The organism is Rhizobium sp. PL01, from assembly GCF_033447125.1.
In the GTDB taxonomy this organism is placed as follows: Bacteria; Pseudomonadota; Alphaproteobacteria; order Rhizobiales; family Rhizobiaceae; genus Pararhizobium.
In genome coordinates this window covers 237198-250382 of the sequence record NZ_JAWQUM010000007.1, presented here as the reverse complement: position 1 = coordinate 250382, position 13185 = coordinate 237198, and the positions used below count along the sequence as shown (strand labels likewise).

The window sequence follows — 13185 nt, the reverse complement described above, 5'->3', positions numbered from 1 at the left end:
AGTTACCAAGGTTTAGGGATGATCCGGCCGGTGTGTCTGGCATATTCGTCATAAGATGTTCCAAACGTCTCTCGCATCATCGCCTCTTCATGGCGAACGCGGGAGAAATACAGTATCGCAACCCCCACAAGGCCGGCCGGCCCTGCAACGCCATTCGGTAAAAGGCAAAACTGAGCGACAGCCCAAAGCCAAAATGACAGATACATTGGATGCCTGACGTAACGGTAAAGGCCGTCGGTCACGAGCCTATGTTCGTTGCGAATTTCCAATGTCACCGACCAATGTTTCCCAAGCTGTCGGTGACTGGCATAAAATAACCAAAGAAATGCCAGCTCGATGAAAAGGCCCAACCAGCCAAGCCAAGGTTGAAACGTGTAGTCGGCAAAAGCTGGAAAGCCCGTCGCCACAAACGTTATGGGGACGACAGACAGTCCAGCGGCGGCGGCGGCCAAAGCCAAGCGATCTTGGAGAGTTTTGGCGCTTCTTGCGACCTGTGTCTTGCGAGCGCGACGCTGATGCGGCACACGAACAACAACCCAAGCAACGAGTCCAAAGGCCCATGCAACTGCAGCAAGCGTCGGCGTCATACGAATGTGCCCTCTTTTGTTGCAAGGCCGCCAACAATATGGCTTTCTACTCTTTCCAACAGGAAAATGGGACCGCAACAAATCTGAAAGAAATCATACCAGTACGGCTTTGTATTCGCGCAGACATATTGATAGTGCACGCGAAAGAGATTTCGTTTTATACGTGCGTATGTTTCCCGCTGAAGCATTTCTCTTATTTTTATTGTTCGAACGATGGGGAAAGCCCGGCCTGCCTTGGGATCGAGACCCATTTCTGCGACTGGATCGGTCTTGTAAAAATTGATGGCGTCGGTCAAGCACTGAATTTCCACCCATGCCAAATTATCGTCCTTGATAAGCACTTCGACAGCTTTTCGAAAATTCTTTCCGGCTGGGTGATACCCTGCTTTGAGTGCCGTAGATCCCAAGGTGAGAAGAACCACTTTGCGTGCGGAGCCGGCAAATGCGTTGTCGATTGAAAGGCAGCGTGCGGCGACATCAACAATCAGCAGACCACCAGTGCTGTGTCCGATCAAAATGACCTCGTCGTAGCCTTCGGCTTTTGTTTTCGCGACGACGGTCTCGGCAAACCGCTGCAATAATGCATCGGCATCCGCGCGCCTGCCACGGATGAACTCAAGTGAAAACGACCACAAATCCATCAGATGATTAGTCGACCATCGTTCTCCCGCCACGGACAGAGCCAGAGCAAAAATCAACACGCCTACCAGCCAGCTTGCCAGCCCGAACCATTGGAACGTGAGCTGCGCGGCGATGTAGCCGACCAGCGCAAAGATTGTCAGCACGAGGAATGGATAGAGGAAATAGAGGCCAAACCTCCAGGCCTTGTTAAAGAAATGGAATGCTGTGCCCGAAATCAGAAAATCTGCAAAGGCGCGGCAATAGCAGAGCAACCTCATGGGCATCGGGCGGGCGAAATCGCAAAGCACTATCTTGTCCAAACTGAGGAAATTGAAATCAGTGCTGGTTGACCAGTTTTCCGCGGCTGCGTGTGTTGAGATGGTTGCGACACCTACCTCATTATCCTGCGTTACGTCGACAGGTGACACGTCCGAGCGATAGTCCCAAAGCGCATCGAAGCGAGAGAGTTGTTTGAAAAGTCTGCCGAAAAACGCCGAAGGCGTTTTTGGCTCGTAGCCGCCGATGAAAAAAACGGCGCGTTTCAAGACTGGTTGATTCATTCCAGAACCGTAATTTGGGTCATTGGGATCGTCAAGTTGATCGCGCGTTGTTGCAAACCCGTTTTTGCTCGGGAAGCGCTCGGGTACGCCACGAGGGCGGGTGCGATGCGCCGCGGAACGCCAAATCATGTCCGGCTTGTCCAGCGTTTTGTCGCTATTCGTGACTGGATCGCAAATCCATTCCACATTTCACATTCCACGTCACGACATTCCATCCGATCATGACCGCGACATGCGAGCAGCCTTTATGCAGCTGTGGAACGGGATAGCACGCGTGCAGGCCGCATGAGCAAAACCGGCGGGCGAGATTTATGAACGCTGTCCGTTAAGTTCACGATGCTGCGGCAAGCGATAATTTCGCTTCGAAGGCCGGGTATGGTTCCGGCGCGGTCGTCTCGTCATCGTGTATCCTGTTTCCGGCATCTAAGCCAAGGTCAGACAGAAATGCCACTTATCACCGGCGTTCAGATTTCCAGAGCGCGCTCTCAATGCCCGACTACAAAAGCCGCAGCCGCCTGCTCACCACCGTCAGGAAAAGTATGGTCGCCGTCATGATTGTGTAGGCGGTCAAGCCTGATAACGTCAGGGCGGGCATTGCCGAGAGAAGCAGGGTATCGTTTCCGCCGGGGATCATCAAAATGCCGACGGCCATCAGCAGTCCGCCCACGAACGAACGCAGGAGCGTGCGCAAACGCGGTCGCTCTACCCGGAAGTTCTGGGAGTAAAGTCCTCCGGCGAGGGAGCCCAGCACCATGGCGACCGCGACGAATGGGTTGGCGAACGGCGTCATCATGGCCATGGGACCCGGCAGCGGCATCGCCAGATAGTCTCGGATGACGTCGGTATAACTCCATCCGCGCTGTAGCGCGTAAAGCAGCGAACCGGTAACACCGACGAGGCTCATGGCGACTGACAGGCTGAGGTGCCGGGGATGACGGATCGTCATGAGCGAGCGAAAGCAGACAGAGGCCGCCGCCGCAAAGCCGACGAAAGCCATCGCGGACAAGGCGACATGGCCCGTGAAAAGATTACCGGGGTTGGGAACCGGCGGCATCCTGGCATTCGTGTCAAGGAAGAAGCCAGCTGCGAGCCCCGGAAAGAGCATGAGGAACCGCAATTGCCCCTGTCCAATGCGCGACAGGGTCCCAAACAGGCAGGCGTCGTTGACCACTGCGCCAAGACCGAAGACCGCAGCCCCGAGCGCGAGGCTGGCCGAAGGGACAGTGTCCCCCGCGATGTGTACGCGATCGCCGCCAACGGTCGCCAATGTCACGACGATCATTCCGGCCGTTCCGGTCGCGAGGAGGAAGCTGCGCAAAAGCGTTGTCTTGCGATAGATGACAATCTCCTTCGCTGCCGTCACGGCACAGGTGCTGGCCTGCTGGACGAAGAAGCCGAGGAGGAGTGCGCAGCCAATGGCCAGGAGGGAGAGGTGGATCATAGCGGCAGGTCTCCGGCAGCCATCGTGCGGCGATGCCTGAGATGGGTGGCTGGCCCGTCCAAGGATGCGAGCGACGTCTTCATGGCGGCATATCCAGCCTCGACAGCAACAGGGTAGGACTTCCAGTCCCGCAAGTCGATCATGCCAAGCTCCGGGGCGACATAGAGATCGGCGGCCAGGCGCGACGCCAGCCAATCGGCGCTGGTCCCGATTGTCGCTGATCGCATCAGGATAGAGACGATAGGCGGACCACGGCGCCAGTCGCCGGACAGAAACCAGCGCAGCCAGGACATCGGCGGCCTGATTTCCTCGGCGTTCAGACCGGCGGACCGCGTCACGTCGCAGGCGATGATCGAGCCATCGTGTACGGAGCGCATGATCTCCGTCGGGAGATTTCGAAGGATGCCTCCATCGGCCAGCACTTCGCCGCCTTTGACCATCGGCGGCAGGATTCCGGGCAGAGCAATGGAAGCACGCAAGGCGTCGCAGAGATCGCCATCGTCGTGCTTGACATGATGGCCGGAGGTCAGGTTCGCAGACACGCAAAACAGCGGAATGCGTAGATCTTCGATCTTCACAGTTCCGAAATGCTCGCGTAGCCGAGCATCCACCTTGCGGCCCCGCGTCATGGCAATGATCGGCAGAGCGATGTCGTCGATTGGGTTCGAGGCGACGAAGGCCTGGCGCAGATGAGCATCGAGCGCTACATCGTTCCAACCCATCGCGACGCCGGCCGCGATCACAGCCCCCATGGATGTTCCGCCGACCTGATCAATCGGCACGCCAGCCTCTCGCAAAGCCCGGATCGCGCCAATATGGGCAAAGGCCCTTGCGCCGCCTCCGGATAGAACGAGGCCGACGCTGTAGCCGGCGAGGGCGCGCGAAAGCCGCGCAGCATCCTCTCGGGATCCTCTCACAACATGATAGTGCCGCAAGGGACGGACAGCCGCCAACCATTCAGCCGTATAGGACGGCCCGCGATGGTCATCACGGACGAGAACAAGGTTAACCAGCCGGCTTGCCGACAGGGGGTCGGCCTCGCAGATCGCGCAACCCTGCGGCGGTGGTTTTGAGGCGTTGCCGATTAAGAGCAGCCGGTCCGCCTGCCGCCGGCACTCCTCAGCCCACACCGTCTCCTCCACCCGAGCGACCAGGAGCACGACATCATGGTCGCGCTCAGCGCGGGTCAACCAATCCTTCGAGAGCGCGACGTCTTCAGACGTGATGACGACGCAGGAATGAGCAAGGTTCCGGAGTTCGGCGCAAAGGGACTGCGCCGTGACGGCGGGATCCGTCCCATCGAGCGCGGCAATGCAAATCACGTTCGCCTCGGTACTCAAGGTGCGGGCGGTACCCCTACGAATGCGCCGGAGCAGAAGCCGGGCAAGCTCCCCCATCAAAAGCGGGTTGATGTTTGCCTCCTCGAAGAAGCGGGCTGAGGGTATCGAGGTCATCTCGCAATCCCTCAGGGCGACGAGCCGGCTCTTGTGTGGCGCGGCATCAAGAAACGCCATCTCTCCGGCGATCTCACCACTGTGGACGATACCGATTGAATGCAGTCGCCCTTCTGGATCCGGCCGAAGCACGGCTAGACGGCCCGACGTCACGAAAAAAAGGTCGTCGGGCGGGCTGCCGATTTCGAAGAGATGCCCTCCCCCAGCCAGAATGAAGCTGCGCCCGCCGAAGACCTCGGCGCGTGCGAAAAGCGCCCGTATCGCCGGATAGGGAAGTTGCTCTAACACCGGGCCCTCGCTCAATCTGACTCGTCTACACAGTAAAACCGACATTCAAGACGCGGACCCTCGTCAGCCTTGCATTCATTTCGAGGGCTGCGGATGATCCGTCACCACGGACACGATCTCTGCAGTGACGCTTCCGTCAGATCAGTCAGTGGCTGCCGACAGAATGGCTCCGCCGCTCGCTCCTTGAACAAGGATGGCGGTCTTCAACCGGCCCGATACGGGCGTAAATTTGTAGGAAACAGTTTTTCCGTTCCAGCCACCGAGCCGCGTCAGGCCGTGGACGACATGGATATGCGGCAGTGTCGCACCACTGTTTTCGCCGCGAGCGACAGGCACTTCAACGAGACTGGGATCGTAGCTGACCAGCCAGACATCAGCGACCGTATCTGGAGCCCGCCCACTGCCGATTGCGACGGTACGCTTGCCAATCGTGACGGAAGGCGATGTCAGAGGACTTGCCTGTGAAACGAGCCGCTCGATTTCGACAAAACTATTTCCGACAGTTGTCGTCTTGCCGTTGACCACCATCTGTGGCGTGTAGGATCCTGATTGACGGAGCGGTGGTTCATACATGGCCTGGCGATCGGTGAATTCCCGTTTGCCGAAACTGTCCTTCCAACCAAGGTAATCCCAGTAGGTCACCGCAAAGCTCAAGGTGAGAACGTCATCGCGCTTGCTCAATCTGATGAGGTTGGCGTTCGCCGGCGGGCAGGACGAGCAGCCTTGGCTGGTGAAAAGTTCGACCACGGTGAGTGGTCGATCCCCAGCCGACACCGATGTGGATAATCCGCAGGCCGCCAAAACGACACAGCCGGCTATACCCAATGTCTTTGATCGCTTCATTTTCCCGCTCCTTGATGGATGGTTTGAGTACATTCTCTGAATGTCTTCGCAGACGGGAATGGATTTGTTACAAGCTCACGGTTAAGTGATGACAGCGGGCGCACCCCCTCCCCGAGAGCGTTGTTGACCGGATTGGCGTTGTCACATTGCCGTTGGCTTAACGGTTGAGGGATAGTTGCGGCGAGACAAGCGCTTTCACCATCGGTTTTAAGAAACACCGCTTTCCACCGCAGATCATGGCCGGTGCGGCGTGGCTGTATTGTCGGCTCCCTTTGAGCCTGCGGCCGGAGTGCGGCATCGCCGTTTCTTATGAAACGATCCGCCGATGGGGCCGAACATTGGTCCGGCCTACGCAAAACAGTTGCGCAGAAACAGGCCCTCGCGAAGGATAGCCGGCACTTGGACGGGGTGGTGATTTCCGTCGCCGGTCGAAAGCATGGGCTATGGCTGAAGTCGACCAAGACGGTTACGTTTTATACAAAATCGTCCAGAACCGCCGCAACATCAAGGCTGCCAGGCGATTGCTGGCCGGACCGCCGAAGAAAGAAAGGCCTAACGCCAAAGCGCATCATCACCGATAAATTGCGCTCCTATGGTGCCGCCAGACGGGATGTCATGCCCGGCGTTGAACATCGATCGCACAAGGGGACAATTGAGCGGAGAACTCTCATCTGCCACTGCGAAATCGAGAACGGATAATGCAAGCGGGTTCGATCGGCCGGCGGCGTGCAACGCTTCGTTTCAGTCTTTTCGGCAGTTCGAAATAGAACAACCCGCATTCCTGTGATCTCGACGGGAAAACGACGACGCCCATAGCGGAGCACCATAAGAGTGCCGGGCGGGTGCAGGCTGATGCCCGCAAACTCCGCCGAAAACGGTAAGGCGGCGCTACCACGTGAGGACTTACGGGCCTGTGTGCCCGTTGCGCGGGTCGTCCGCGAGCAGATCGGCGCGCGCACCGTCGGAATGCTACCCGTGAAAATCGGGCGCCGTCCCAACTGGAATAAAGGTTTTTCGATCAAATTCGTTTGGCGACAGCAGACACTGCTATGGGGAAAACGGATTCGGTCTCGGTTTCTTGCACCTAGGCAATAAGAACAAAGACATAGACTGCCCAGTTCACTCAGCGTCATAGTTGGTATTGTGCAATCAGCCTGGTCACAAGCCGTAAGTCACAAGCCGTACCGTGCAAGCGCGATCAATCCGCCCACGAGCAGAACTGCAAGCGTTGGAACACGGGGTAAAAAAATAAGCATGCATGCAGCGCCCGACGCAACAGCCGCCGCAAACCAGGTCCCTGTCATTCCAAATATTGAAATTACCCCTGCGATGATCAATCCGGTACCCACGGGGGCCAGACCTTCGCGCATTGCACGGTGCCAGTGCTTGTGATGATGAGCGTTGGACCACCGGAAGACTGCGTAGCAAAGCACGGACGATGGAAGGAACAAGGCCAGTGAGGCGACGATCGCTCCAGACCAACCGGCCAATTTCCAGCCGACCAGCGTTGCGAGCATAACGCCTGGGCCAGGCGCGGCACGCGAAATGGCAAAGAGTTCGAGGAATTCCTGAGAGTTCAACCAGCCGCGCGCGGTCACCACCTGATTTTCCATGCCGGCTATGATGCTGGCACCACCGCCGATGGAGATCAGCGAAAATGGCACAAAGACCATGAGGAGACCGATCAGGGGGTCGTCACGCATCAACCTTCCCCACGCGCTTCCAACTGATCGCGATGCTGACAGGGGCGGCGCAGACAACCACCGCCAGGAGCGGCCACTTCATGACCCCAACGGCGACTGCCACAGCAACCACGATAACGAGGCCGGCGACGTGACGCGAAGCGCGGCGGACACCATGCCAGCACATCACGATCAGCAGACCAGTTGCTGCAGCCGCGACGCCAGCCAACGCAGCGTCGAGTGACCCGGCGTTGCCGATCGAATCGATCAGGATGCTGAGGCCGATAACCGCAAAAAACGGCCCGATGAGAAAGCCTAACGCGGCGGAAATTGCGCCTGCAGGTCCATGCAACTGCTCGCCCATGCAAACGACCAGATTGATGACATTGGCACCAGGCAGCATCTGCGAAATTGCCAGGCTACTGGCGAAATCGTCGGCATCAATCCAGCGTTTTTGCTGGACGAACTCCCGGTAAAGCCAACCTGAAAGACCGCCGCCGAAGCTGAGCATGCCGATCTTCAGACAGGCGAGAAACAGGCCCGCAAGCGAAGCCGACTGCAGGCGCATATCAGCAGGGACCGATCTCATGCGGCATCCGGCATGGGAACCTCGCTCGCGGCAAGGAGCCGTTTGGTGTATTCGTGCTGCGGAGTTGTATAGACAGCACTTGTCAGCCCCTGCTCCACAATCTGACCACGATACATGACGATGACATAGGTTGCGAAGTCCCGCACCAGAGCCAGATCATGCGCGATAAAAATGTAGGATAGACCAAAATCGCGGCGCAGCGTCTTCAGCAGGTCGATGACCTGGGCCTGTACTGAAACGTCAAGAGCTGAGACTGCCTCGTCACAAACGATCACCTCGGGTTGGAGCGCCAACGCACGCGCAATGGCAATGCGCTGACGCTGACCTCCAGAAAACTGGTGCGGATGACGGTCGATATGGTCCGGCCTCAGGCCGACGCGTTCCAGAAGCTCTTCCACCCGGCCCCGCCATTGGTTTTTCGGCAGGACATCCGCGTGGATAGCCCAAGGCTCCGAGATGATCTGTCCGACGGTCATGCGTGGGTTGAGGGATGCCGTCGGGTCCTGGAAAACGAATTGCATCCGGCGTCTGACCTTGAAGGTCTCTGCTGCCGTCATGCTGTTCATGTCCTTTCCGTCGAAACGGATCGTACCGCTGGTAGGCTCCTCCAGGCCAAGAAGCATCCGCGCCAATGTTGATTTTCCAGAGCCGGACTCGCCGACAATGCCCAGTGTCTCGCCGCTGCGGAGCAGAAAGTTTGCATTGTCGACCGCCCGAACCGCATTCGGACCGGCCTCCGCCGCCTTGCCTGGCTTCACACCGTATATGCGAGACACATTTTGAACTTCGAGCAGCGTGCGCCGCGTTTCCATCGGGACCACCTGGGTTTCGAAACCATGCCGCCCCGGCATCGCGTCCAGGAGCTTTCGGGTATAGGGATGCGATGGAGATGTCATGATGACAGACGCTTCTCCGGTCTCGACGACACGGCCATTCTGCATGACCACGACACGATCGGCGACTTTTTCGACGACGCCGAGATCATGCGTGATGAGAACAAGGCCCATCCCGCTTTCCGCCTGCAGCGACTTCAAAAGATCGAGCACCTGCGCCTGAACAGTGACGTCGAGCGCGCTTGTCGGTTCGTCGGCAATCAGCAGATCGGGTTCGAGCGCGATCGCCGAGGCGATCATGATACGTTGCCGCTGACCGCCGGAGAACTGATGAGGATATTGGCGCGCGCGCCGCTCCGGGTCGTCGATGCCGACTTTGTGAAGCAGCTCGATTGCACGGGCATGGGCCGTCTTTCTGTCGACGCCGTGCACCCGCAAGGTTTCGGCAATCTGCCAACCGATCGGATAGACCGGGTTGAGCGCAGCAAGGGGATCCTGAAAGATCATGGATATCTTGCGGCCGTTGATCCTCTGACGTTCGATACGCGCCACCTTTAAAAGGTCGCGACCTCGATACAGGATCTGTCCGCTTGAGATCAGGGCTGGCGGCGCATCGACCAGATCAAGAACCGCAGAAGCGCTGACGCTCTTACCCGATCCGCTCTCTCCCAAAATGGCAAGCGTTTCGCCCGGATTGACCGACCAACTCACGTCATCGACGGCATGAACGACACCACGCCGGCTGGGAAAGCTGATGCTCAAGTTTCTGATTTCGAGGAGTGGCTGATCAGTCATGTCTGCCCACCAATGTCTGGAGGCGCCAGCGTTCGACCGGATCGGTCACGACGCGGAGCCAGTTTGAAAGAAGGTTGAGGGCCATGGTGACGAGCATGATCGCAACGCCCGGCCAGAAGGCTAGCCACCAGGCAGATCCCAGATAGTTGCGGCCGTCGGCGACCATCAAGCCCCAGGTCACTTCCGGTGGCTGTATGCCGATACCCAGGAAGCTGAGACCGGACTCCACCAGCATGACAAAGGCTATTTCCAGTGCCGCGAGATTGATGACGGTCGGCAAGATCATGGGCGCGATGTGCCTGAAAAGAATCCGGTCCGTCCGGGCACCCATCGCGCGGGCCGCGGTGACGAACATCCTCTCCTTGATTTCCAGCACCTCGGCGCGAACCGTTCGCAGGAAGATCGGGATGCGTGATACCGCAAGCACGAGAATGACATTGGTAATGCCGGGGTCGAAAACGAATAGCACGATGACCGCCAGAAGCATGGACGGAAAGCTCATGATCGCATCAGCCAGACGCAGAAGCAGGGCACTGACCCATCCGCCTTTGTATCCGGCGACAAGCCCGAGTGCGCCACCGATCACCATCGAAAGCAGCACTGCGGTGGCGGCGATGACCATCGTATTCTGGCTGGCGACGATGATACGCGCCAAAAGACTGCGCCCGAGCGCGTCGGCGCCGAGGAAGAACATCCAGCCCTTACTGATGGAGAACGGTGGGGCGTTGCGCGCCATGAGATTGACGGCACGTGCCTGTTCGGCAAATAGCCAGGGACCAAGAAGAACGCAGGCAAACACGATCAGCAGAAGGATGGCTGAAACGGTGGCAACCTTGTCCTGCCAGAGCAGGCCGAAGATCTCCTTGAAGCCTGCGGATGACCTGGCAGGCTTGACGGCGAGGGAAACGGGCGCTGCCATCTCAGTTGTACCGGATGCGTGGATCGACGATTGCATAGGTAATATCCACAATGATGTTGATGACAAAGACGGCCAGGGCCGTGACCAATACGGCCGCCTGAATGACGGCAAAATCCCGCAGCATGACGGAATCAATCATCAGCTTGCCGATCCCTGGAAACCCAAAGACGGTTTCGACGATGACGGCACCGTTGACGATGCCGGCGGCCTGATCGCTCGCCACCGTGATCACCGGCAGAAGTCCGTTTCGAAGTGCATGGACAAACACGATGGCGCGCGAGCCGACGCCCTTGGCGCGCGCCGTCTTGATGTAGGCGGAAGACAGCGCGGTGATCATAGAAGTGCGCACGACCTGCACGAGAACACCGGTCGGCCGCAACATCAAAACGGCGACAGGCAGGATCCAGTGCATCGGCGTCCCGGTACCGGATGTCGGCAAAACCCTGAGCGTCACAGCAAAGACCAGCACACCGACAATAGCGACCCAGAAGTTCGGCGTGCTTGCGCCGATGAGCGAAATGAAACTGGCGAAACGGTCGAAAATACCACCGGGGCGGAACGCTGCGAGCGAACCGGTGATCACCGATACGATGATAACCAGCGGCATTGTGATGGCGGCGAGCGTCAGCGTGGTTGGGAAAGCCTGCAACACGACATCGACGGCTGGGCGAGAAAACTGCAGGGACTGTCCCATGTCGAAATGTAGCAATCCCCATAGAAAATGGCCGAACTGGACATAGAGCGGATCGTTGAAACCGAATTGCTCATTGAACTGATGGCGGATCTCGGCGGACGCATCCTGCGGCAGGTAGAGGTCCGCCGGTGAACCGGTCATGCGCGCAAGAAAAAATACCAGGACGATCAGGACAAGCAGAGAAAACACACTCTGCAACGACCGTTTAAAGATGAATGAACCCATATCAGCCTCCTCCGCCGGATGTGGATCGGGGTAGAACGCAATCAGCCTGCGCCGATGGTTCAAGCCCCATTAAGATTGGCGGCGGCCGTCAGCCGCCCGCCGCCTTGACCGTCACTTCAGCTTCAGTCTTGCAAGCTGCAGCTCGACGGCATTTGCGATTGTCGGGGTAAAGTCCAGCCGTTTTCCAACCCGCATATAATTGACCATATGAAAGAGTGGCACGTCGGCGACGATGTCCTCATAGATGCGACGGAACACCTCATTATACTCTTCAGCGCGTTTTTCACCGGATTGGGTACCTGCATCGACGATCAGGGCATCAAGGTCGGCATCGTACAACTCACTCTGACGACCGTTGGAATGATACTTGAAGAATGCGGTGAAGGCTGCATCGCCGCTGTTGTTATCGTGCATCGTCAGAAAAATATTGGGTTGACGATCTTCCGCGAAAGGCTTGTTGGCCATCTTCAGCCACTGTGTCATCTCAAGATTGTCGAGCTTGATATTGAGGCCGACGCTGCGCAGCATTTCGGCGGCCGCTTCGACGAATTCATTGCTGTTGGCAAACATCGCCGGACGGCCGATCATGCGGATCTCACGATCGACATCGACACCGGCTGCCTTCGCCTGCGCCAGCAGTGCCTTCGCCTGGTCCGGATCATAGGGCCAGGGTTTCAGATTGGCATTGAAGCCCAGCACGCTCGGCCCGACCTGCTGCATGGCAAGCTCGGCCTTGTCGCTGATGACGCTACCCAAAAAGGCCTTGCGGTCGATTGCCAGATTAATCGCCTTGCGCACGCGGACATCGTTGAGCGGCGCAATATCCACGGACAGGCGAAACATCGCGCTATCGGAGTTTGGATAGACCTTGTCCGTTTCCGGGTTCGTTGCATCCTGCGGGGCGATCGAGAAAGCCAGATCGGCTTCGCCGGTTTCAACCATCGCAGCCGCCACCGAAGATTCGGAACGCCAGACATAGGTTGCCTTGTCGATGACGGGCTTTTCGCCCCAATAGGTATCATTTCGCACGAGACCGACATTTTCCCCCTGTGTCCAATGATCGAATTTGTAGGGGCCGGTGCCGATCGGATCGGCGGTGTATTCGCCTTTCGGTGTCTTCACCGATGAGATCGTCAACTGCGCCAGCAATGTCGGCAGGATGGGAACGGCTGTCTTCGTCGTGAATTTGACCGTATGCGCGTCGACTTCGGCCGCCTTGATGTCGGTACCATCAAGATATTTGGTGCGCGTAATGCAGGTGAGCGCCGGATCATTGGTGCGCTCCAGTGAATGGATGACCGCTTTGGCATCGAACGGCGTGCCATCGTGGAAAGTGATGCCTTGGCGCAACTTGAAGACCCATTCGGTCGGCGCGGTTTGTTCCCAACTCTCAGCGAGACGCGGCAGCGTCGTATGCTTGTCGTAATCAAGCTCGACAAGTGTCTCGACGACGTTCTGCTTGATGATGCGGCCAATCACCGAACGCGGCGTTTCACACGGATCAAGGCGATCCGGCCCGGCCGGCAGGACGATTGTCACTGCGGTTGCGTCCTGGGCGAACGCCGGGTTCAACGGTGCAATCAAGGTGGTTGATGTAACCACCGCTATGGTTTTCCAGAAATTCAACGACGTTCTCCTCATTGTCGATGGAATT

The 13185-nt window shown here is 58.0% G+C and carries 11 protein-coding genes and 1 pseudogene; 1 reads left to right on the top strand and 11 read right to left on the bottom strand.

Annotated elements, in window-relative coordinates; genetic code table 11:
• Positions 1-2: 2 nt before the first annotated feature.
• The 5 genes from R6X40_RS18230 to R6X40_RS18210 form a co-directional block, all read right to left on the bottom strand.
• Positions 3-587 (bottom strand): protein-S-isoprenylcysteine O-methyltransferase, encoded by a 585-nt coding sequence (locus R6X40_RS18230; protein ID WP_318415209.1) that lies wholly within the window; start codon positions 585-587, stop codon positions 3-5.
• Entirely contained in the window at positions 584-1768 is a 1185-nt protein-coding gene (locus R6X40_RS18225; protein WP_318415310.1) for a lipase, read from the bottom strand. The genes R6X40_RS18230 and R6X40_RS18225 overlap by 4 nt, the downstream gene beginning before the upstream one ends.
• A 496-nt stretch (positions 1769-2264) precedes the next feature.
• Positions 2265-3209: a YeeE/YedE thiosulfate transporter family protein gene (locus tag R6X40_RS18220; RefSeq protein ID WP_318415208.1), complete on the bottom strand. Its 945-nt coding sequence runs from the start codon at positions 3207-3209 to the stop codon at positions 2265-2267.
• Positions 3206-4951 carry a patatin-like phospholipase family protein gene (locus R6X40_RS18215; protein WP_318415207.1) on the bottom strand — a complete coding sequence of 582 codons (1746 nt, stop codon included), beginning with the start codon at positions 4949-4951 and terminating at the stop codon, positions 3206-3208. Before R6X40_RS18215 ends, R6X40_RS18220 begins: the two co-directional genes overlap by 4 nt.
• 141 nt (positions 4952-5092) lie before the next feature.
• Positions 5093-5794, bottom strand: coding sequence for a DUF1223 domain-containing protein (locus R6X40_RS18210; protein WP_318415206.1), 702 nt, complete (start codon positions 5792-5794; stop codon positions 5093-5095).
• Between the two features lie 236 nt (positions 5795-6030).
• On the opposite strand from R6X40_RS18210, the pseudogene R6X40_RS18205 reads away from it, so the two are divergent.
• Positions 6031-6559 (top strand): annotated as a pseudogene (locus R6X40_RS18205) (IS6 family transposase); the annotation flags it as partial.
• 407 nt (positions 6560-6966) lie between these two features.
• Here the strand turns inward: R6X40_RS18205 and R6X40_RS18200 are convergent.
• From R6X40_RS18200 to R6X40_RS18175, 6 genes are all read right to left on the bottom strand, one after another.
• A complete protein-coding gene (locus R6X40_RS18200; RefSeq protein ID WP_318415205.1) occupies positions 6967-7497 on the bottom strand; it encodes a chromate transporter in 531 nt (176 codons plus the stop codon).
• A complete protein-coding gene (locus R6X40_RS18195) occupies positions 7490-8044 on the bottom strand; it encodes a chromate transporter (protein WP_318415309.1) in 555 nt (184 codons plus the stop codon). The genes R6X40_RS18200 and R6X40_RS18195 overlap by 8 nt, the downstream gene beginning before the upstream one ends.
• Before the next feature lie 17 nt (positions 8045-8061).
• A complete protein-coding gene (locus tag R6X40_RS18190) occupies positions 8062-9693 on the bottom strand; it encodes an ABC transporter ATP-binding protein (RefSeq protein ID WP_318415204.1) in 1632 nt (543 codons plus the stop codon).
• Positions 9686-10648, bottom strand: a complete 963-nt coding sequence (locus tag R6X40_RS18185; protein ID WP_318415203.1) for an ABC transporter permease — start codon at positions 10646-10648, stop codon at positions 9686-9688. Before R6X40_RS18185 ends, R6X40_RS18190 begins: the two co-directional genes overlap by 8 nt.
• Positions 10614-11531 carry an ABC transporter permease gene (locus tag R6X40_RS18180; RefSeq protein WP_318415202.1) on the bottom strand — a complete coding sequence of 306 codons (918 nt, stop codon included), beginning with the start codon at positions 11529-11531 and terminating at the stop codon, positions 10614-10616. The genes R6X40_RS18185 and R6X40_RS18180 overlap by 35 nt, the downstream gene beginning before the upstream one ends.
• Positions 11532-11642: 111 nt before the next feature.
• Complete coding sequence (locus R6X40_RS18175; RefSeq protein ID WP_318415201.1) at positions 11643-13157, bottom strand: ABC transporter substrate-binding protein; 1515 nt, start codon at positions 13155-13157, stop codon at positions 11643-11645.
• Between the last annotated feature and the right edge of the window lie 28 nt (positions 13158-13185).